A 21311-nucleotide genomic window follows, 5' to 3' on the forward strand; every position below is an offset into this window, starting at 1 on the left:
ATATTTTTACACAGAAGATACAGAGGGTTCTGCATCGGTTTCGGGTGCGGTCTGCGGTTCCGGTGCGGGCAGTTCCCCCGCCACCGGCGCGGGCAGGCCGCCCAGCATCCGCAGGATCGAGATCAGTTCATCGCGCAGTTTCCCGCGATGCGTCACCCGGTCCAGCATCCCATGTTCCAGCAGATATTCGGCGCGCTGAAAGCCTTCGGGCAGTTTTTCGCGGATGGTTTGTTCGATCACGCGCGGCCCGGCAAAGCAGATCAGCGCATTGGGTTCCGCGATATGGATATCGCCCAGCATCGCATAGCTGGCCGTCACCCCGCCCGTCGTCGGATGGGTCAGCACCACGATATAGGGCAGGCCCGCTTCTTTCAGCATTTCGACCGCAACCGTCGTGCGCGGCATTTGCATCAGGGACAGGATGCCTTCTTGCATCCGGGCGCCTCCGGCGGCGGAAAACAGCACCAGCGGTTTATGCACCGCAACCGCGCGTTCGGCGGCGGCGATGATGGCGTTGCCGACATACATCCCCATCGACCCGCCCATAAAGCTGAAATCCTGCGCCGCGCAGATCACCGGGGTGCGGCCGATTTCGCCTTCGGCGACCAGCATCGCTTCTTTTTCGCCGGTGGTTTTTTGCGCGGATTTCATCCGGTCGGGGTATTTTTTCTGATCGCGGAAATGCAGCGGATCGGCGACGGGTTCGGGAACCTTTACCTCGACGAACACGCCGCCATCGAACAGCGCGCCGAAGCGGTCGCGCGGCGTGATCGCCATATGGTGATCGCAATTCGTGCAGACGTTCAGGTTGTCGGTCAGTTCGCGGTGAAACAGCATCGTCCCGCATTCGGGGCATTTCGTCCACAGGTTTTCCGGCACATCCCGCCGCGCAAACAGCGAATTGATTCGCGGACGCACATAGTTCGTAATCCAGTTCATCGCCGGTTCCCTGCGGTTGTTTCGGCCCCGAAATAGGGCGGCGCGCGTCAAATTGCAATTGCAGCCGGTGACGCAACCGCGTTTGATGGGCGTCATGTGGACCAGCCTGATCGTTTCCGCCCATTATCTGATTGCCTTTGCGATTGCCGTTCGGGTGCTGCTGCATCCGCGGATGGAGCCGCCTGTCCGGCTGGCCTGGGTTCTGTTTATCATCGCGCTGCCCGTCATTGGCATCATCGGTTACGTCCTGTTCGGAGAGGTCCGTATGCGTCAGGCCGAGGTTCAGAAACGCGCCGATGTCCGCGACAATCTGACCGGCCGGTGGCAGATCAGCCCTCAGATCGTGGATAATCCCGGGTTTCAGGTGGCCCCGGTCGTACAGGCCAATATCGCACTGGATGGGTTTTATGCCGTGGGCGGCAATCGCCTGCATCTGCTGCCCGAAGATGACCGCGCGATTGATGATCTGGTCGCGGCGATTGATGATGCGCGCGATCATGTGCATGTGCTGTTTTACATCTGGCTGCCCGATGACAGCGGCGCGCGGGTGGCGCGGGCCGTGGCGCGGGCGGCGGCGCGGGGGGTGACGGTTCGGGTGATCGTTGACGCCTTGGGATCGCGCGGATTGGTGCGGTCGCATTTATGGGGGGAAATGACGCAGGCGGGGGCGGAATGTGTGACCGCGTTACCCTTTGGCATGCCCTTGGTGTCGCTGCTGTTTCAGCGGCTGGACCTGCGCAATCACCGCAAGGTGGTGGTGATCGACAATGACATCGCCTTTACCGGCAGCCGGAATTGCGCCGATATGGCCTTTGCCGTCAAAGCGCGGTTTGGGCCGTGGATCGACATTTTCGTGCAGCTGCGCGGCCCCGCCGTGCGCCAGTTGCAAGGCGTGTTTCTGGCCGACTGGATGAGCTATACCGGGTCAGACCTTGGCGATATGTTGCAGATGGTGGACGCCGCCGATGATCCGGGCGCGGTTGTGCAGGCCGTCGCCACCGGGCCGGACCGGTATCTGGGCAGCATCGCGGATTCGCTGACCACGATGTTATATGCCGCGCGCGAACGGGTGACGATCACGACGCCCTATTACATCCCGGATCAGGCACTGGATGCCGCGATCCGGTCGGCGGCGCGGCGGGGCGTGCAGGTCACGATGATTTTGCCCGAACGCAATGATTCGCTGTTCGTGGGTGCCAGCAGTCAGGTGTTTTACCACGGCCTGATCGAATCGGGGGTGCGGCTGATGCTGTTTCAGGGCGGGTTGCTGCATTCGAAAATCATGACCGTGGACGGGGCCATGGCGATGATCGGCAGCGCGAATCTGGACCGGCGCAGCTTTGACCTGAATTATGAAATGAACTTGCTGGTGGTTGACCGCGATTTTGTGGCCGAGCTGGACCAGAGGCAGGCCAGCTACATCGCCCGCGCCCGTCCGATTGACCTGCCCGAAGTCCAAGGCTGGTCCGCCATCCGCCGCGTGCGCAACAACCTGTTGGCACTGGCTTCACCATTATTATAGGGGACGCGCTATGCAAAAACTGACCCATGACCAGATCGCGCAGGGGGTGGCGGGATTGGACGGTTGGGCGCTGTCGGATACGGGCGATCAGATCAGCCGGCGGTTTGACTATAAAGGCTTTGCCCGCGCGGTCGAAATGGCCAATCTGGCGGCGTGGCTGGGCAACAAACTGAACCACCACCCGGATGTGCGCTTTGGCTGGGGCTATTGCGAGGTGGCGTTTACCACGCATGACGCGGGCGGGGTGACGGCGGCGGATCTGGACGCGGCGGCTCGGTTGAATGATCTGGTGGCCTAAAGGGTTGCCGCGCGGGCCGGTCGCGGCTAATCCCGTGCCGGACAACGGGGCGCGACCAGAACAAAGGACTTCAGGATGATCGGATGGATCAGATCCGCAATCAACGGTGAACGCCGGTCGCCCGCCGAATGGGACGCTCTGACGGCGCGGATGCGGGACCGCCGACGGCCCGTATCGCCCGATCTGCGCGCCGCAGCGTCGGAACTGTCCGAGGCACTGACCGAGTTTCTGCATCACGCGGCGGATTTGGCCAGCACGCCCACCGCAACACCCGAGCCCGAGGGCCTGCCCGCAGGCACCGACTGGACATGGCGGCCCATTATCTTGCGCGGCGAGGCGCGGCAGCAGGTCTATGTGGCGCCCGACAGCGGGGTTTGGCTGACGCCGGAATTGCAGCTGTATCACGATTGCCCGCATCGCGCGCTGATCCTGCGTCAGGCTCTGAACCGCGACCTGACCACCCCTTGCGCCTTTGGCCTGACGACCGAAATCATGGGCCATGGCGGCAGCTATGTGTCGCTGTCCATCACCCTGCCCAAAGACGCCGTGCAGGGGCTGGGGCCGGATCATATCCTGCGGATGGACACGGTGATGACGGCGGAACGCGAGGTGACGGCCTATGCCCGGCTGAACATCGCGCAGGGGCCGAACACCGCCACGATGCTGCGCCAGCTGGGCGACCCGATCAGCGGCCCCAACACCCGGCGCGAGGTTGAATTTGATCTGGGCTTTGCCGATCTGACCAGCCGTGCGATTGAAAATGTCTGGATCGACGTGATCTTTGAACGACCCGGAATGAACGCGGTCACGATGGCGGATGCCGTTATGTCACGCCATGCCCGCGCGCAAATCTAAGGAAACGCCATGACCCAATTCGACGATCACGGTTTGCAGGACGGCGCGTGGCGCGGAACGCTGACGGGGGACCGGCCCGCGCGTCTGGCAGTCATTCATCTGGGGCAGGTGGTGGCCGAAATCGCGCCGGACAGCGATACGGTTGCCCTGCCCGTTCCGGCGCGGGCGCTGTCGTCGGGGCTGCAAACGCTGCTGCTGATGGGGGATAATGGCGCGCCGGGTGAACCTTTGCGCGCGGATGCACAGCAATTGGGCCATCTCGCCATTCTGGCCGGGCAACCACTGGAACAGGACGCCTTGGCCGAAATCGCCAGCCTGCGCGCGGAACTGGACCTGATGAAACGCGAATTTCGCCGCTTTGCCGCCGAACGGAATGGCGAACAGGGATAACGTCACGCGCGTTTCACGCAGGTGTTACCTTTTCTTGCGAAAAGCGTTCGGGATTGCTATATCCGGTCTTTCTGTTTTCCCCATTAAAGGACGGCCCTGATGAACCAACCGCAAACGCCCTTTTACCTGATCGACGCGGCGAAACTGCGCGCCAATATGGAAAAGATCGCGTGGTTGCGGGACCAGTCCGGGGCCAAGGCGCTGCTGGCGCTGAAATGCTTTGCCACCTGGTCGGTGTTTGACCAGATGCGCGACTACATGGACGGCACCACGTCGTCATCGCTGTTTGAACTGCGTCTGGGCCACGAAGAATTTGGCAAGGAAACCCACGCCTATTCCGTGGCTTGGGGCGATCACGAAATCGACGAGGCGGTCGGTTACGCCGATAAGATCATCTTTAACAGCCTGACCCAGCTGGACCGTTTCGCGGATCGCACTGGCGGGATTGCCACTGGCCTGCGCCTCAATCCGCGCTTTTCGACCAGCGGTTTTGATCTGGCCGACCCCGCGCGTCCGTTCAGCCGGCTGGGCGAATGGGATTTGCCGCGTCTGGAACAGGCACTGGACCGCATCAGCGGCGTGATGATTCACTATAACTGCGAAAACCGCGATTTTGACCTGTTCGACCAGCAACTGACGCGGATTGAAACCGAATTTGGCGGCATTTTGCAGCGTCTGGATTGGGTCAGTCTGGGCGGCGGCATTCACTTTACCGGCGATGATTACCCGCTGGACCGTCTGGCCGAACGTCTGCGCGCGTTCCAGGACCGGTTCGGCGTGCAAGCCTATCTGGAACCCGGCGAAGCCAGCATCACCGGCACCACCACGCTGGAGGTCAGCGTGCTGGACATCATCGACAACGGCAAACAAGTGGCCATCGTCGATAGCAGCACCGAAGCGCATATGCTGGACCTGCTGATCTATCGCGAAACCGCGAAACTGCCGCAATCGGGTGAATACGACTACCAAATCGCGGGCAAAACCTGCCTTGCGGGCGATATTTTCGGGGATGCGCGCTTTGACGCCCCCCTGTCCATCAATGACCGCATCAGCATCGCGGATGCCGCCGGTTATACGATGGTTAAGAAAAACTGGTTCAACGGCGTGAACATGCCCAGCATCGCGATCCGCGATCTGGACGGCACCATCCGCACCGTGCGCCAGTTCCCTTATTCCGAATACAAAAGCAGCCTGTCCTAAGGCATCCACCTCTGCACCTCTGGAAAGGAGACAGACTTGGCTCAGAAAAACGTGCTTATCATTGGCGCCGGTGGCGTGGCGCAGGTTGTCGCGCATAAAGTCGCGCAACATGCGGCCGAATTTGGCGATCTGCACATCGCCAACCGCACCCAGTCCAAGGCCGATGCCATCATCGACAGCCTGCGTGACAAAGGCCACACCATGGCCTTTACCAGCCACGCATTGGACGCGATGAACCCCGATGCGGTCGAATCGCTGATCCGCAAACTGGATGCGGGCATCGTGATCAATGTTGGCACCGCCTTTATCAACATGACCGTGCTGGAAGGCTGCATCCGCGCCGGTGCCGCCTATATCGACACCGCCATTCACGAAGACCCGACCAAAATCTGCGAAACGCCGCCGTGGTATGGCAATTACGAATGGAAACGCCGCCAAGACGTCGCCAAGGCCGGGATTACCGCAATCTTGGGCGCGGGCTTTGATCCGGGCGTGGTGAACGCCTATGCCCGTCTGGCCGAAGATGAATATTTCGACCAGATCGACAGCATCGACATCGTGGACATCAACGCCGGGTCGCATGGCCGCTGGTTCGCCACCAATTTCGACCCCGAAATCAATTTCCGCGAATTCACCGGCGTGGTCTATTCATGGCAGGGCGGCGAATGGCGCACGAACAAAATGTTCGAGGTGGGCCGCGAATGGGATTTGCCCGTCGTCGGCAAATGCAAAGCCTATCTGTCCGGCCATGACGAAGTTCACAGCCTGTCCGCGCGTTACAGCGATGCCGATGTGCGGTTCTGGATGGGCTTTGGCGATCACTACATTAACGTGTTCACCGTGCTGCAAAATCTGGGCCTGTTGTCGGAACAGCCCGTGACGACCGCCGAAGGGGTCGAGGTCGTGCCGCTGAAGGTGGTCAAGGCCGTGCTGCCCGACCCCGCCAGCCTTGCGCCTGATTACACCGGCAAAACCTGCATTGGCGATCTGGTCAAAGGCCGCCTGAACGGGAAAGAGGGCGAGGTGTTCATCTATAACGTCGCCGACCACAAAGAGGCGTTTAACGAAGTCGGTTCCCAAGGCATCAGCTATACCGCTGGCGTTCCCCCGGTTGCGGCGGCGATTCTGGTCGCGCGCGGCGTCTGGGACGTCAAGAAAATGGCCAATGTCGAAGATTTGCCCGCGCGTCCGTTCCTCGAACTGCTGGGCGATATGGGTCTGCCGACCCGCGTGATCGACGGTCGCGGCGACAACCCCATCTGATCCGCGATTGATTTTTCGCAAACCGCAGCACAAAGCACGGGGCGGGCCGGAACATCCGGCCCGTCTTTTGCGTTCAGGGGCAGCGATTTTTTCAGTTGGATGGACGACATGGCGCAACGGTCCGGGCATTATTTCCCCGATTTCAAAGAAAACCCCGACCGCCCGCCTAAAAACCCGGCCAACTGGGCCATTGTCGGCATTTTCCTGATCATGGCCTTTGCCGCCGTGGCCGCCGGGCGCGATTTCCTGATGCCCGTGACCATGGCGATTTTGCTGTTTTTCGTGTTCACGCCGCTGCGTCGTTTTGCCGAACGTCGCGGGGTGCCGGATGGGTTGACCGCTCTGGGCGTGACGGCGGGGATCCTGATTTCGCTGGCCGTGCTGGCCTATGCCGCCAGCGGACCGTTGTCGCAAGCCGTGTCGCAAATGCCCCGGATCAGCGAGACGCTGGAAACAAAATTCGAAAACGTCCGCGATTCCTTTCGCGGCATCGAAGAGGCCGCGCGCCAGATCGACGAGGCGCAGCGCACTCCGGCAACCGATCCCAATGCCACCACGGTGCGCGTGGAAACCGAAACCGAAACCACCATCGGCACCATGGCCAAGGTCACGCCGCTGCTTCTCAGCCAGATCATCCTGACGCTGGTCTTGCTGTTTTTCATGATGGCGTCGGGCGATCTGCTGTATCTTAAAGTCGTGCAGAGTTTCGACCGGATGCGCGACAAACGATCCGCCTATCTGGCCCTGCGCGAGATCGAGGATTCGCTGGGCAATTACCTCAGCGCAATCACGATCATCAACGCCTGTCTGGGCGTCGCCATCGGGTTGGCGATGTGGGCATGGGGGATGCCCGCGCCGCTGCTGTTCGGGGTTGCGGCCTTTGTGTTCAACTTTATCCCCTATCTTGGCGCGATTGCCGGGGTCAGTCTGGCGGCGGTTGTGGCCTTGGTGGAAATGCCGGGGCTGTTCGTGCCGATGCTGGTGGCTGGCACCTATCTGTTCCTGACCGCGCTTGAAGGGCAGATCATCACCCCCTATTTCGTGTCCAAACGGTTGCAGATGAACACGGTTGTCGTGTTTCTGGCCGTGGCGCTGTGGGCGTGGCTGTGGTCGGTGATCGGCATGATTATCGCCGTGCCGGTGCTGGTTGTGATCCGCGTTCTGGCCGAACATATCCCCGGCTGGGAAAAATTCGGCAACTTCCTTGCGGGCGAGGATCCTCCGCAGCTTGAAGATAACGACGAAGCCGAGGCCCGCGACATCGTGGAAACCGGATCGGATGCCGAAGACGAACCCGCCGCCCGAGACGCGACCGCGCCGCTGGTCGGCGACGCCGAGGCCGCGCGCAATTAATCAGCTGCTGCGCGCCCGTGCCACGGTGTCGCGCAGCACATTCATCGGCACCGCGCCCGCGAACACGCGTTCGCCCACAATGTAACCCGGCGTGCCTTGCATCCCCAATGACGCGGCCTGACGGGCGTTGCGGGATAACCAGCCCTCCCACCGTTCGCGATTGTCCAGCCAGCCATCCATAGCCGCCGTGGTGTCCACCCCCGCCCCGGCCAAAGCGCGCGCGATTTGCGGGTCCGACAGCCGCCCCGGCGTTGCCATCAACGCGCCATGCGCCGCCGCATATTGCCCGCTGGACGCCGCCCCCAGCACCACCTGCGAAGCCGTCATCGACGCAGGCCCCAGAATCGGCCAGTCCTTCATCAACAGGCGGATATTCCCGTCGCGCTGCACCAAATCCATCAGCGCCGCATAGTCGCGTTTGCAGAAACTGCATTGGTAATCAAAGAACTCGACAATGGTCACATCGCCGTTCGGATTGCCCAGAATCGGCCCGTCGGTTTCGCTGATGATCGCGTCCAGATCAGCCGCGCCGCGCCGGGGCCGCCATGTGATTGCCGCCATTCCCAGCCCGTAAACGCTCGCCGCCGCCAGACCGGCCAGAACCGTGCGCCGCGTTGTCATGGCCGACGTGTCCCCTGCCCCGACTGTTCGCGGGTCAGAACGATGATATTGGTCATGCTGGGCGTGTTCGCGGCCAGATGGATGGCATCCTGATTGAACATGCGGATGCAGCCGGAACTGGACGCGGTGCCGATCGACGCCGGATCATTCGTGCCGTGAATCCGATAATAGGTGTCGCCGCCGCTGTTGTGGATATACAGCGCGCGCGCGCCCAGAGGGTTACGCAATCCCCCCGGCAATCCGTCGCGCATCGGGCCGTAATGTTCGGGCTGGCGTTCCAGCATCCCATCGGTCGGCTGCCAGCGGGGCCATTCCCGCTGATAGGGGATATGCGCCGCGCCCGTGAACCCGAACCCCGCCGCGCCCACACCCACGGCATAGCGCATCGCGCGGTTGTTCGGGCGGATTTGATACAAATACCGCGCATGGGGATCAACGATGATGGTGCCAACGGGTTCGGATGACCAATAATCCACCTCGGACCGGACGCGGTTTGGCGTCAGCAGGTTGTCGGGGATCGCCGGGATCGCATGGCCGCCATCATTGACCGCCGCATACATGGCGCGCGTTGCCGCCGACACCGCCGGGCGTTCCGGCGCGGCAGGCGGGCGAGCCTCTGCCACCGGCACCGCAACCGGCGGGGGCGCGGAAACAGCACCGGGGTCACGCGACATAAACGGTCCCAACGGATCAAAGCCCGGCGCGCAGGCGGTCAGAATGAAGGTGGCGCTCAGCGCAGCGGCGGGACGGTTCATGGCGTTCTCCTTTATGCGACCGCATCGCGCAGATCACGGGCCGTTGCAAGGACGCTCTCGGATTGGTGAAGGGTCCGGGGGGAACGCAGGCCCTTATCTCACGTTAACACGGCATGAATGAACAAAGGATAACGACGATGTTCACGAAAATCATTCCCGCCGCTGTGGTCGCGCTGATGGCCGGCCCCGCTTTGGCGCAAACCGCCGTGGTTGTCACCCCCGACGCCCCGGTCGCCATCGTGACCGAAGACGCACGCGCCACCGGCACCCCGGCCGGTTTTGTCGATTATGTGCCGATGCTGGAACAGTTCGACAACAATGTGGTGATCGCCGAAACGCTGGTCGCCCAAGGCTTTACCAATATCGCCATTCACCGCGAAGGCACGATCATGACCGTGACCGCCACCCGCGACGGCCAACCGGTTGAGCTGGTTTACAGCACGGCGAACGGTCGCCTGATTTCCGTAAACGGCGAACGCCTGCCCGAAGATCACGGCGATCATTCCAACGATCCCGCCGACAGCCGCAGCGAAGCCGACGAAAACGACGCATCGTAAATCAAAGGGGGGCGCCGACTGCGCCCCCTTTTCACATCCTCTGCCCCGGCAATTTTGCGGCCTGCGCCACCCAATCACGGAACTGCGCGGCGTTGACGGGTTCATGTTCCGCAATATGCAAATAACGGACATCCGGCTGTTTCGACCCCACCGGCGGGGGCGGGATCAGAGACGCGCCATGAAAAAACGCGACCTTGATATAGCGCGTAAAGCAATGAAACGACAGGAACCACGCCCCCGGCGTCACGCCGTAAAAGGGCGAATTCCACCGAACCGCGCGCGCCACATCCGGGATTTCTGCCGCGATCAGGTCATCCAGTTCCTGCCCAATGGCGCGTTTCCACCCCGGCATCGCCGCGATATAGGCGCGCACCGGCGCGTCTCCGTCCCCCTTGGCGATTTGCGGATTGCCGCCGGACAACAGCACCGTCATGGCAGGTCGAACGGCACCGAAAATTCGCCAAGACGTTGCCGCACCACGGCCATATCCGCGCCGTCATCACAGACGATCTGCGCGACCAGACCGCGTTTCTTATCCTCGGCCACGTCGGCGACGCTTGCGCCGGTCCCGGTCAGCGCGTCGTTCAGAACCCGCGAGATCGCCATTTTGCGCAGATCGGGTTTGAAAATCTTACCCACGGCGGTTTTGGGCAATTCGGAAATGATTTCAATATGTTTCGGGATCGCCGCGCGTTCGTGAATATGGCTGGCGGCGTGTTTGGTCAGGTCACCCACCGTTACCGTCGCGCCCTCGATCAATTCGACATAGGCGCAGGGCAGTTCGCCCGCGAACCGGTCCGGCTGACCAATCGCGCCCACGAACCCAACCGACGGATGCGACAGCAGACCTTCTTCGATCTCGGCGGGGTCGATGTTGTGACCGCCGCGGATAATCAGATCCTTGGCCCGCCCGGTGATCCACAAATACCCGTCGCCATCCAGCCGCCCCAAATCGCCCGTGCGCAAATACCGGTCGTCGGTGAACAGGTCGTGGTTTTTGTCGGCCTCGGTATAGGTGGATCCCGGAAACACGCCGGGGCTGGCGATGCAGATTTCGCCCACCTCATCGGCGGCACATTCCTGCACGCGCCCGTCATCGTCATGGGTCAAAATCCGCACCTGAGTGTAAGGCAGCGGCAGCCCCACCGACCCCACTTTTTTCAGCCCATCCACGGGGTTGCAGCTGACCAGACAGGTGGCCTCGGTCAGGCCATAGCCTTCGGCAATTTCAACGCCGGTTGCGGATTTGAAGCGGTTATACAATTCGATGGGCAAAGGCGCCGACCCCGAAATCGCGGTTTTCAGCGATGACACATCGGCGTTCACGGGCCGTTGCATCAGCGCGGCAATCGCGGTCGGCACGGTGATCAGGAAGGTGCAATGCCAGCGTTCGATCAGCTTCCAGAAATTGTCCAGAACCCCGTCGCCACGATAGCCCGCAGGCGTCGGCATCACCACATGCGCCCCCGACGCGACGCAGGACATCAAAATCGGATAGGCCGCAAAGACGTGGAACATCGGCAGCGGACACATCAGCACATCGGTTTCGTCAAACAGCAGCGTGGCCCCCAGCCAGCCGTTGTAAATCATCCCCGAATATTTGTGCTGCGCGACTTTGGGCGTGCCGGTTGTGCCGCCGGTGTGAAAATAGGCCGCGACCCGATCCTGACGAATATCGTCGAATTCCAAGGCGTTATGGCGACGGCCTGATGCCTCGGCCTCGAAATCCAGAACGGTGGCGTTGTGTTTGGCGACCCGGCGCGGGCGGATCAGCGGCACGATCCAGCGTTTGATCCCGCGCAAATGCCGGTTCAGGTCAATTTCCAAGATATGCGAGACATTGGGGGCCATGGCCACAGCCTCGGCCGCCTTTTGCGCCACGTCGGATTTGGGAAAGGGTTTCAGCGTGACCAGCACCTTAGCCCCGGTTTCGCGCAGGATGCCGGCGATCTGTTCGGCGTCCAGCAGCGGGTTGATCGGGTTCACGATCCCCGCCGTGGCCCCCGCCAGCAGGACAACCGGCGTTTCCACACTGTTGGGCAGCAGATAGGCGACAACATCGTCCGGCCCCACGCCCAAGCTGCGGAAAAGATTGGCGGTTTCCGTCACCCGCTGATGCAGGTCCCGCCATGTCAGCGTGGTGGCATGGTCATGCGCCCCGGACAGCAATTGAAAACTGACCGCCGGGCGTTCGGGGAATTTTTCCGCCGTCTGGGTCAGAAGTTCGTAAATCGTGACCGGCAGATCGCGGTCTTGATAGGGGGATTCCTGTTCAACGCGATGACGGTCACCAATCCCCGCAAAGGCTGCCATTCTGTTACCCCCCAAAGCCCACATGTCTGTTCCGTGACAGCATGGGCCAGAAACGACATCGGGGGCAAGCCTTTTGCCCCCGATGGTTCACGCGAACGCGACGTCAATTTGCCGGGATGCGCAGCACCTGACCGGGATAGATTTTGTCCGGGTCCGACAGCATCGGGCGGTTGGCGTCGAAAATCAGGCGGTATTTATTCGCATCGCCCAGATGTTTTTTCGCAATCGCGGACAGGGTTTCACCCTTTTGCACGGTGTGAAACACGGGTTCCGCACCACCTTCAGCCGGGGGCAGGTCGGCCTCGACCTGGGCAATGCCTTCGATATTGCCGACGGCCAGGATCAGCTTTTCCATGGTTTCGCGGTCGGCGCCACGGCTTTCGACCACCACGGTATCGCCACGCAGGCGCAGGTGAACGTCATTCCCGCCCAGACCAAGCGCGGTCAGTTCCGCGTTCAGCGCATCAACTTTGCGCTGCGTATCGGCGTCATGTTCGGGCGCAGCGGCTTCGGGGGCCGGAGCGGCCTCGGCCTTGCCAATCACGGATTTACCGGCGTTTTTCACAAAGTCCCAGATTGCCATGGATTTTCCTTCCATAAATTTCAGCGGACGATGCCGCGTGATGGGAACGCCGCACGGAACCAATCGTTCCGGGCGACAAAAGATGTTTCCATGAACCAAATTTTAACGCCTCTGTGCAAGTGTCCCGTTACGGCAACGACTCGGGACATTATGCGGGCAATTTGGGTCATATTCTGGGTTCTGGCGCTATGCCGTGACGCCCTGTTTCACCGCGAAACAGGCGGCCATCCCGCCCGGCGTGGCGACCTGCGGCGGCTGGCTGCGGCGACAGTCGTCGCGCACCAGCGGGCAACGCGGGTGAAACGCGCAACCCGGGGGCGGGTCAATCGGGTTCGGGATTTCGCCCTGAACCGGCGTGCGCCGCCGCCCCGACATCGCCAGATCCGGCACCGCGTCCAGCAGCATCCGGGTATAGGGGTGCTGCGGGTTGGAAAACAGTTCCTTGCCGCCCGACACCTCGACCAGACGGCCCAGATACAGCACGCCGATGCGGCTGGCCATGTGGCGCACCACCGACAGATCGTGGCTGATGAACAGATAGGTCAGGCCCAATTCGTCCTGCAAATCCCGCATCAGGTTCAGAATCTGCGCCTGCACCGACACGTCAAGCGCACTGGTCGGTTCGTCGCACACGATGAATTCGGGGCGCGACGACAACGCGCGCGCAATCGCGATCCGCTGACGCTGGCCGCCGGAAAATTCATGCGGGAATTTCGACGCATCCGCCGCCGACAGACCCACGGTGTCCAGCAGGCGCGCGACCTCGCGCCCCACATCCGCGCCAGTGGCGGTGCCAAAAGTGCGCATCGGTTCCGCGATGATCCGGCCCACGCGCCAGCGGGGGTTCAGGCTGGCGAAGGGGTCTTGAAAAATCATCTGGAACCGCCGCCGCAGCCGCCGCATCTGGGCGGGGCTGGCCGTGGTCAGGTCGTGGCCGTCAAATTCGATCCGCCCTTCGCTGGCCGCGACCAGCCCGACCAGCATTTTCGCAATCGTCGATTTCCCGGACCCCGATTCGCCGACCAGAGCAAAGGTTTCGCCTTTGCTTATCTCGAACGAGACATCGGCGGCGGCGGTCAGAAAGGCGCGGTCCTGCCGTTCGATCACGCGGTTCAGCCACGGTTTCGACACATCAAAACGGCGCGTCAGCCCCGTGACCCGCAACAAAGGATTATCCATGATGGCCCCCATCATACAGGTGGCAGGCGACCTGTCGCCCATCCGCGCGATCCGTCACCCCCGGTCGTTCCGCATGGCAGCGGTCGAACACGCGGTCGCAGCGCGGGTTAAAGGCGCAGCCCGCCGGGATCGCGTTCAGCCGAGGCATCGCACCGGGGATTTGCACCAGACGGTCGCTGTCCTGCGCCAGCGTCGGAATGGACCCCATCAGCCCGCGCGTATAGGGGTGTTCGGGCCGTTCGATCACGTCATGCACCGCGCCGATTTCGGCCATCCGCCCCGCATACAGCACCGCCACGCGGTCGGCGGTTTCGGCAATCACGCCCATGTCATGCGTGATCAGCATCACCGCCGCGCCGCGTTCGGCGGTCATTTCCTTCAACACATCAATGATTTGCGCCTGAACCGACACATCAAGCGCAGTTGTGGGTTCGTCCGCAATGACCAGTTCGGGTTCAGCGGCCAAAGCCAAAGCAATCACCACCCGTTGCCGCATCCCGCCGGAGAAATGATGCGGGTAATCGTCGATCCGTCGCGACGCCGCCGGGATTCCCACCCGATCCAACAGGGCAATGGCGCGGCTGCGCGCCTCGGCCGCGGAAACGGGCAGATGGGTGCGGATGGTTTCGGTCAATTGCCGCGCGACGGTATAGAGCGGGTTGAGGCTGGTCAGCGGGTCTTGGAACACCATGCCGATGCGGCGCCCGCGAATTTTGCGCATCGCCGCCGGGGTCAGGTTGTCGATGCGGTCGCCCCGCAACCGGATTTCGCCGCCCGCGATGCGGCCCGGAGGCTCCAGCAATCCGATGATCGCGGCCCCGGTCAGCGATTTTCCCGCGCCGGATTCGCCAACCACGCCCAAGACCTCGCCCGGTTGGATGTCGAACGACACCCGGTCAATGGCGCGCAAAACGCCGCGACGGGTCGGGAACTCGACCACCAGATCGCGCACAGAAAGAAGCGGTTCGGTCATCAGCGTAGCCTTGGGTTCAGGGCGTCGCGCAGCCAGTCACCCAACAGGTTAACCGACAACGACAGCGCCAGCAGAGTCAGCGCGGGGAACAGCAAAATCCACCATTCGCCCGAAAACAGATATTGCTGCCCCACGCGGATCAGCGTTCCCAGCGACGGCTGCGTCGGCGGCACACCGACGCCAAGGAAGGACAACGTGGCCTCGGCAATAATGGCCAGGGCCAGACCGATGGTGGCGATCACCAGCACCGGCCCCATCACATTGGGCAGAATATGCGTGACCGCGATCCGCGCCGGATGCACGCCAATGACGCGGGCGGCCTGAATGTATTCTTTGTTCTTTTCAACCATGGTCGCGCCGCGCACCACGCGGGCAAAGGCCACCCAATCCGACAGGCCGATCGAAATAATCAGCACCCAGATCGCCATCTGGTCGCGCATCGCAGGCGGGATAAACCCGCGCGCAATCCCGAAAATCAACAGCGCAATCAGGATCGACGGGAACGACAGCTGCACATCGGCAATCCGCATCAGCAGGTTATCGACCCAACCGCCCCGGAACCCAGCCAGCAGGCCCAGACCAATGCCCAGCACCATCGCAAACAGCACCGCCGCAAAGCCCACAAACAACGAGATCCGCGCGCCATAAAGGATCGTTGACAGAATATCGCGGCCCTGATTGTCGGTGCCCAGCAGATAGATGTTGCCGGTAAAGGCGTTCGGCTCCATCGGGCGGGAAAAGCCGTCCATCAGGTTCAGGCTGGCGGGGTTGAACGGGTCATGCGGCGCGATCCACGGGGCCAGCAGCGCCGACAGAATGATCGTCAGCGCCACCAGTGCCGCGACCACAGCCACCGGCGAGGTGCGGAACGAATACATCACATCGCTGTCCCAGAAACGGGCAAGGCGGGATTGATTGGACATGTCGGCCCTCCTTAGTGCCGGGCCTGTGCGCGATCCACGCGCAGGCGCGGATCAACGGCGTAATACAGCATATCGACGATCAGGTTGATGACGACAAAGACCAACGCAATCATCATCAGATAGGCGGCCATCACCGGCACATCGACCGACTGAACGGAATTGATGAACAACGCCCCCACGCCCGGCCATTGGAACACGGTTTCGGTGATGATCGAAAACGCAATGATCGACCCCAATTGCAGGCCGGTGATCGTGATGACCGGCACCAGCGTGTTTTTCAGCGCATGGCCGAAATGGATCGCGCGCTGAGATAACCCGCGCGCGCGGGCGAATTTGATGTAATCGGTGCGCAGAACCTCTAACATCTCGGCGCGGACCAGTCGCATGATCAGCGTCATCTGATACAGGCCCAGCGTGATCGCGGGCAGGATCAGCGACAGCCGCCCCGTTGGCGTCAAAAGGCCGGTGGTCCACCAGCCCAGCCGCACCGTGTCGCCGCGTCCAAAACTAGGCAGCCACTGCAATTCCACGGCAAAGACCCAGATCAGCAGCACGCCGATCAGAAAGGTGGGCAGCGACACCCCGATCAGGCTGGTGGTCATGATGACGCTGGACAGCCCGCCGCGCCGGTTCAACGCCGTATAGATGCCCAGACCCACGCCGCCCAGAAACGCGACCGTGCCGGAAATCAGCGCCAGTTCCAGCGTGGCCGGCAGGCGCGACAGGATCAGCGGCATCACCGGTTCGCGCAGGCGGTAAGATATGCCGAAATCCCCGGTCAGCGCGCGGGATATGAAATTCATGAACTGCACCAGAATGGGGTCATTCAGGCCCAGCTGTTCGCGCAGCGCAGCGCGGTCGGCCACGGTCGCCTCTTGCCCCAGCATGGTGGCGACGGGATCGCCTACGAATCGGAACAGCGAAAAGGCGACAAGCGCCACGACCAGCATCACCAAAACGGATTGCACCAGTCGCCGGAGGGTAAAAGCAAGCATCTGCGGAACCTTGTCAGGGGCCACGCGAACGCGGCCCCGTTGGGTGTGTGGATTAGTCGAAGGTCACCGCCGGGATCACCGGCTGGTTTTCGGGGTGAACGGCGATATTCACGCCCTTGCGCGTGGCATAGGCCAGAACCTGATTGTGAACGGCCAGCATCACCCGGTCATCCTGCACCTGTTTCCAGATGTCAGCGATGGTTGCGTTGCGATGCGATTCGTCCACATCCGACGACAGCGATTCGATTTTCGCGTCCACATCGGCGTTCGAATATTTCGACGCGTTCCAGCCGCCCAGATTGTCGGTGCGGGTGTGGATCAGGAAATCAAACACATACTGGCTGTCAAACGGCGGCACGCCCCAACCCAGCAGGTAGAAATCGGTTTCACCGTTTTGCACCGCCGGGAAATGCAGGCTGCGCGATTGCGCAACCAGATTGGCGCGCACGCCAATGCGGCCCAGCATCCCGACATAGGCCTGACAGATCGCTTCGTCGTTCAGGTAACGGTCGTTCGGACAGTTCAGGTCCAGACTGAAGCCGTTGGGGTAACCAGCTTCGGCCAGCAATTCCTTGGCGCGGTCCACATCGGGCGCGGCATAGGCGTTCAGTTCTTCGGTCCAGCCATTGGCAAAGGGCGGCACGGCAACCCCGGTCGGGTCCGACTGCCCGCGCATCACCACCTGTTTGATGGCGTCACGATCCAAGGCGAGGGCAAAAGCTTCGCGAACCTCGGGCTTTTTGAACGGGTTGTCGTCGGTGCTGGCCGACTGCAACTTGTCCGAACCCACGTCATAGCTGAAGAAAATCGACCGGTTTTCCGGGCCGGTGGTGACGGTCACGCTGTCGGTTTGTTCCAGACGCTGAATGTCCTGAACCGGCACGTCTTGGACAAAGTCCACCTCACCCGACAGCAGGGCGGCAACGCGGGTCGCGGCTTCGGAAATCGGGGTATAGATGATGTCGGTGACCTGCGGCGTATCGGCCCAGTGATCGACGAAATGGGTCAGGACGGTGCGCACCTCGGGGTCGCGGCTGACCACCTTATAAGGGCCGGTGCCGTTGGTGTTGCGCGCGGCAAAGTTATCTTCGCCCGCGGCAAAGTTCTGCACGGCGACGACGTTGTTCGCCTCGGTCCAGTCTTTGTCCACGATGAAAAAGTTGGTCAGGTTCTGCGGATACAGCGGCGCAGGCCCGTTCATCTGGATATGGACGGTGTAATCGTCAACCGCCGTTGCACCCGTCACGGCCGCGTGCAGGGCCTTGAAATCCGATGCATCAGACCGGACGCGATCCAGCGAGAACACCACATCTTCGGCGGTCAGATCAGCGCCATCATGGAATTTGACGCCTTCGCGCAGTTTGATGACCCAGACGGTCGGATCATCGGGGTGAACATGCCATTCGGTCGCCAGACGCGGCGACAGCGACCCGTCCAGTTCGCGCAGCACCAGCGTTTCATAGATGTTGTGCAACAGCGTGGTGGTCGGCCCTTCGTTCTGGGCGTGCGGGTCCAGCGTCAGCGCGTCAGCGGTGCGCGCCCAACGCAGCGTTTCGGCCTGCGCCGCACCCAGCGACAGCGCCAATGCCATCGCAGATGACAGGCCCAGACGGCGGAATGTTTGGTGTTTCATGGAACCTCCCTTGGAATATTATTATCCCGCCACTTTACGCAGGGCGGTTCCACCACACAAGCAGCGCATTCCAACAAAGTAAACGGGGCCAACAAAGTAAACGGGGCCGCGCAGCCGCGACCCCGTTAGCCATCAGTCAAAGGTGATGTCTTTGATCTTCGGCTGGTTTTCCGGGTGAACCTGCACATTCACGCCACGCCGCGCGGCATAGGCCTGCACCTGATTATGCACCGGCAGCACGACATGATCGGCGTTCAGCACGTCCCAGATGGCGGCAATGGTGGCGTTGCGGTGATCCACATCCACATCTGACGACAGCGATTCAATTTTCGCATCCACATCGGCATTGGAATAATGCGACGCGTTCCAGCCACCCAGCGATTCCGTGCGGCTGTGGAACAGGAAATCGAACGCATATTGGCTGTCAAAGGTCGGGATACCCCAGCCCATCATGTAAAAATCAACCGCGCCCTGCTGCACCAGCGGGAAATGCAGCGCCGTGGGCTGCGCCACCAGATTGGCGCGGATGCCGATGCGGCCCAGCATCCCGGCGAAGGCCTGACAGATCGCTTCGTCGTTCAGGTAACGGCCGCTGGGGCAATTCAGATCGACGCTGAAGCCGCTTTCATAACCCGCCTCGGCCATCAGTTCCTTGGCGCGGTCCAGATCGGGCGCGGCATAGGCGTTCATCTCGGGCGTCCAGCCGTTGACGAAAGGCGGGATGACGGCGCCCGTCGGGTCGGACTGGCCGCGCATCACCACCTGTTTGATCGCGTCACGATCCAATACCAGCGACAGCGCCTGACGAACGCCCGGCTGTTTGAACGGGTTTTCGGCGGCATCGCTGCTGCGCAGTTTATCCGAACCCATGTCGTAACCGAAATAAATCGTCCGGTTTTCCGGGCCGGTGGTGACGGTCACGCTGTCGGTCTGTTGCAGGCGCTGAATGTCCTGAACGGGGACGTCCTGGACAAAGTCCACCTCGCCCGACAGCAGGGCCGCGATGCGGGTGGCGGGTTCGGTGATCGGCATAAACACCAGATTCGTGGTTTGCGGCTGGTCGCCCCAATACCCGTCAAAGCGGGTCAGCGTCGTGCGCACCTCGGGTTCGCGGGCGGTCACCTGGAACGGGCCGGTGCCGTTGGTGTTGCGCGATGCAAACGTGTCCTGACCACCAACATAATCCTGCACATTCAGGGCGTTGTTGGCCTCGGCCCAGCCGCGATCCATGATAAAGGTGTTGGTCAGGTTCTGCGGATAAAGCGGCGCCGGCCCGTCCATCTGAACATGGACGGTGTAATCATCCACGGCGGTGACGCTGACGACATTGGCGTGCAGGGCCTTGAAATCCGACGCTTCAGAGCGGGCGCGATCCAGCGAAAACACCACGTCATCCGCGGTCAGCTCCGCGCCGTCATGGAATTTGACGCCTTGACGCAGAGTGAACACCCACACCGAGTCATCTTCGGGATGCAGCGCCCATTCGGTCGCCAGTTCCGGCGTCATATTGCCGTCAATATCGCGCCCGACCAGCGTGTCATAGACGTTTTGCAGAAACGGCAGATTCGCGCCGCCGTTCTGGGCGTGCGGGTCCAGCGTGGTGACATCCATCGACCGCACCCAGCGCAGCGTTTCCGCCTGCGCCGCGCCAATGGTCAGGCTCAGCGCCACCCCAACAAGGGCCGAGCGGTTCAACAAACGGTGCATCGTCATGGTCATATCCCCATTTCCTAATTCGACGCTGTCCCTACCCCGCCTTGCGCCCGGATGCAACAAAGGACAGCAATGCTGCCCCATTGCCGCGACACCCTAACGCACCCGCCCCGTAAAGGACGCCGGACGCCGCGCGATCCATTGGGTAAACCGCGCCAGATCGGGATGGGCGCGCAGCGCCTCGGGCGTGTTGAAATGCCGCGCCAGATCGGTTTCGCGAATCGTTTTATGGATGGTTTTATGGCAAATATGGTGCAGCAACACGGTTGGCCCGCCTTTGCCGCCGCGCAGTTTGGGGATCAGGTGATGGCGGCTTTGCGGCACATCGGGCGGGATCGGACGCAGGCAGAGCGGACAGACCGGGTCTGACGGCATCGTGACCGGGGGATCGTCATATCGCGGTTTGCGCATCGGTCCGTCTGTGGGTTAGGTCAGGGTGATATGACCCCACCCCGCCGAAAGGACAAGCCATGATGAATCGCCGTTCCGTAATGGCCCGCGCGGCCGCCCTTGGCGCGGTTGCCGCCCTGCCCGCCACCACCCTGCCCGCCGTCGCGCAGACCCCGCGCGCCAACCCGATGCCCGACGATCTGCGCCGCGCCTTGGAACGCGACCCGACCGCGCCGGTTCTGGGCAACCCGAACGGCAACATCACCCTGACCGAATTTTTCGATTACAACTGTTCGTTCTGCCGCCGCATGGTGCCGGTGATGCAGCAGTTGATTTCGTCGGACCCGGCGCTGCGGGTGGTCTATCGCGAATGGCCGGTGTTTGGGCCGGGGTCGGATTTCGCCGCCCGCGCATCGCTGGCATCGCTGCAACAGGGGAAATACTGGCAATTCCACACCGCCCTGTTCAACGCCCGAGGCCGCGCGGATGAAACCAGCGTCATGCGCACCGCCCGCGCCGTGGGGCTGGATGAGGCAAAACTGCGCACCGACATGCAATCCGACGCCGTGGAACGCCACATCTCCAGCAGTCACCTGCTGGCGGAACATATGGGCCTGATGGGCACCCCCACCTTTATCGCAGGCGACGAAGCCGCGTTCGGCGCGCTGTCGCTGGATGAGATGCGCGAATTGGTCAAACGCGCGCGCGCGGCGTTAGGGGTGGGGTGACGGGGGCGAGCCTGACTAACGAAAAGCCGGTGCCAGACACGGCAAGAGGATCCTCCCGTATGGGACAATCACGTCCCAGTCTCGCGGCAACGGGCGGCGCAAGGGGGCGCTCGCGCCCCCTCTTGGCC

Annotated in this window: 22 protein-coding genes; 9 read left to right on the top strand and 13 right to left on the bottom strand. The window is 62.0% G+C overall.

From position 1 onward, the window contains the following. Positions 1 to 6: 6 nt before the first annotated feature. Entirely contained in the window at positions 7 to 939 is a 933-nt protein-coding gene (accD, locus tag Q4G20_RS03915; protein WP_303342050.1) for an acetyl-CoA carboxylase, carboxyltransferase subunit beta, read from the bottom strand. A 67-nt stretch (positions 940 to 1006) separates the two neighbouring features. On the opposite strand from accD, the gene cls reads away from it, so the two are divergent. From cls to Q4G20_RS03950, 7 genes are all read left to right on the top strand, one after another. Next, on the top strand, positions 1007 to 2461 hold the full coding sequence (cls, locus tag Q4G20_RS03920; RefSeq protein ID WP_303342051.1) for a cardiolipin synthase: 1455 nt from the start codon (positions 1007 to 1009) through the stop codon (positions 2459 to 2461). Positions 2462 to 2471: 10 nt separating this feature from the next. Next, positions 2472 to 2759, top strand: a complete 288-nt coding sequence (locus tag Q4G20_RS03925) for a 4a-hydroxytetrahydrobiopterin dehydratase (protein WP_303342052.1) — start codon at positions 2472 to 2474, stop codon at positions 2757 to 2759. Positions 2760 to 2834: 75 nt separating this feature from the next. Continuing rightward, a complete protein-coding gene (locus tag Q4G20_RS03930; protein WP_303342053.1) occupies positions 2835 to 3614 on the top strand; it encodes a DUF6478 family protein in 780 nt (259 codons plus the stop codon). 9 nt (positions 3615 to 3623) lie between these two features. After that, positions 3624 to 4004 carry a hypothetical protein gene (locus Q4G20_RS03935; RefSeq protein ID WP_303342054.1) on the top strand — a complete coding sequence of 127 codons (381 nt, stop codon included), beginning with the start codon at positions 3624 to 3626 and terminating at the stop codon, positions 4002 to 4004. A gap of 99 nt (positions 4005 to 4103) precedes the next feature. Next, the gene (locus Q4G20_RS03940) at positions 4104 to 5204 is read left to right on the top strand and encodes a carboxynorspermidine decarboxylase (RefSeq protein ID WP_303342055.1); all 1101 of its coding nucleotides are present in this window, start codon (positions 4104 to 4106) and stop codon (positions 5202 to 5204) included. 36 nt (positions 5205 to 5240) lie between these two features. Next, a complete protein-coding gene (locus Q4G20_RS03945; protein WP_303342056.1) occupies positions 5241 to 6467 on the top strand; it encodes a saccharopine dehydrogenase family protein in 1227 nt (408 codons plus the stop codon). A 108-nt stretch (positions 6468 to 6575) separates the two neighbouring features. Then, positions 6576 to 7820: an AI-2E family transporter gene (locus Q4G20_RS03950; protein ID WP_303342057.1), complete on the top strand. Its 1245-nt coding sequence runs from the start codon at positions 6576 to 6578 to the stop codon at positions 7818 to 7820. Here the strand turns inward: Q4G20_RS03950 and Q4G20_RS03955 are convergent, their stop codons facing one another. Next, complete coding sequence (locus Q4G20_RS03955; RefSeq protein ID WP_303342058.1) at positions 7821 to 8441, bottom strand: DsbA family protein; 621 nt, start codon at positions 8439 to 8441, stop codon at positions 7821 to 7823. Further along, a complete protein-coding gene (locus Q4G20_RS03960) occupies positions 8438 to 9196 on the bottom strand; it encodes a L,D-transpeptidase (protein WP_303342059.1) in 759 nt (252 codons plus the stop codon). Before Q4G20_RS03960 ends, Q4G20_RS03955 begins: the two co-directional genes overlap by 4 nt. Before the next feature lie 137 nt (positions 9197 to 9333). Between Q4G20_RS03960 and Q4G20_RS03965 the strand changes: the two genes are divergently transcribed. Then, positions 9334 to 9753: a hypothetical protein gene (locus Q4G20_RS03965; RefSeq protein WP_303342060.1), complete on the top strand. Its 420-nt coding sequence runs from the start codon at positions 9334 to 9336 to the stop codon at positions 9751 to 9753. A gap of 31 nt (positions 9754 to 9784) precedes the next feature. Here Q4G20_RS03965 and Q4G20_RS03970 read toward each other — a convergent pair whose 3' ends face one another. The 10 genes from Q4G20_RS03970 to Q4G20_RS04015 all read right to left on the bottom strand — a co-directional run bounded on the left by Q4G20_RS03970 (position 9785) and on the right by Q4G20_RS04015 (position 20476). Then, the gene (locus tag Q4G20_RS03970; protein WP_303342061.1) at positions 9785 to 10186 is read right to left on the bottom strand and encodes a DUF1801 domain-containing protein; all 402 of its coding nucleotides are present in this window, start codon (positions 10184 to 10186) and stop codon (positions 9785 to 9787) included. Beyond that, complete coding sequence (locus tag Q4G20_RS03975) at positions 10183 to 12066, bottom strand: acyl-CoA synthetase (RefSeq protein ID WP_303342062.1); 1884 nt, start codon at positions 12064 to 12066, stop codon at positions 10183 to 10185. Before Q4G20_RS03975 ends, Q4G20_RS03970 begins: the two co-directional genes overlap by 4 nt. Before the next feature lie 103 nt (positions 12067 to 12169). Continuing rightward, positions 12170 to 12649 carry a peptidoglycan-binding protein LysM gene (gene lysM, locus Q4G20_RS03980; protein WP_303342063.1) on the bottom strand — a complete coding sequence of 160 codons (480 nt, stop codon included), beginning with the start codon at positions 12647 to 12649 and terminating at the stop codon, positions 12170 to 12172. Between the two features lie 186 nt (positions 12650 to 12835). Next, positions 12836 to 13828, bottom strand: a complete 993-nt coding sequence (locus Q4G20_RS03985; RefSeq protein WP_303342064.1) for an ABC transporter ATP-binding protein — start codon at positions 13826 to 13828, stop codon at positions 12836 to 12838. Continuing rightward, positions 13821 to 14801: an ABC transporter ATP-binding protein gene (locus Q4G20_RS03990; RefSeq protein ID WP_303342065.1), complete on the bottom strand. Its 981-nt coding sequence runs from the start codon at positions 14799 to 14801 to the stop codon at positions 13821 to 13823. The genes Q4G20_RS03985 and Q4G20_RS03990 overlap by 8 nt, the downstream gene beginning before the upstream one ends. Then, on the bottom strand, positions 14801 to 15724 hold the full coding sequence (locus Q4G20_RS03995; RefSeq protein WP_303342066.1) for an ABC transporter permease: 924 nt from the start codon (positions 15722 to 15724) through the stop codon (positions 14801 to 14803). The genes Q4G20_RS03990 and Q4G20_RS03995 overlap by 1 nt, the downstream gene beginning before the upstream one ends. An 11-nt stretch (positions 15725 to 15735) precedes the next feature. Beyond that, positions 15736 to 16719, bottom strand: a complete 984-nt coding sequence (locus Q4G20_RS04000; RefSeq protein WP_303342067.1) for an ABC transporter permease — start codon at positions 16717 to 16719, stop codon at positions 15736 to 15738. Between the two features lie 52 nt (positions 16720 to 16771). Continuing rightward, positions 16772 to 18352: an ABC transporter substrate-binding protein gene (locus tag Q4G20_RS04005; RefSeq protein ID WP_303342068.1), complete on the bottom strand. Its 1581-nt coding sequence runs from the start codon at positions 18350 to 18352 to the stop codon at positions 16772 to 16774. Positions 18353 to 18484: 132 nt separating this feature from the next. Next, entirely contained in the window at positions 18485 to 20071 is a 1587-nt protein-coding gene (locus Q4G20_RS04010; protein ID WP_303342069.1) for an ABC transporter substrate-binding protein, read from the bottom strand. A gap of 90 nt (positions 20072 to 20161) precedes the next feature. Further along, positions 20162 to 20476, bottom strand: a complete 315-nt coding sequence (locus Q4G20_RS04015) for an HNH endonuclease (RefSeq protein WP_303342070.1) — start codon at positions 20474 to 20476, stop codon at positions 20162 to 20164. A 59-nt stretch (positions 20477 to 20535) separates the two neighbouring features. Between Q4G20_RS04015 and Q4G20_RS04020 the strand changes: the two genes are divergently transcribed. Beyond that, on the top strand, positions 20536 to 21183 hold the full coding sequence (locus Q4G20_RS04020; protein ID WP_303342071.1) for a DsbA family protein: 648 nt from the start codon (positions 20536 to 20538) through the stop codon (positions 21181 to 21183). The last annotated feature ends 128 nt before the right edge of the window (positions 21184 to 21311 follow it).

Origin of the sequence: Paracoccus sp. (in: a-proteobacteria) (assembly GCF_030538495.1) — a bacterium.
Lineage (GTDB): Bacteria > Pseudomonadota > Alphaproteobacteria > Rhodobacterales > Rhodobacteraceae > Paracoccus.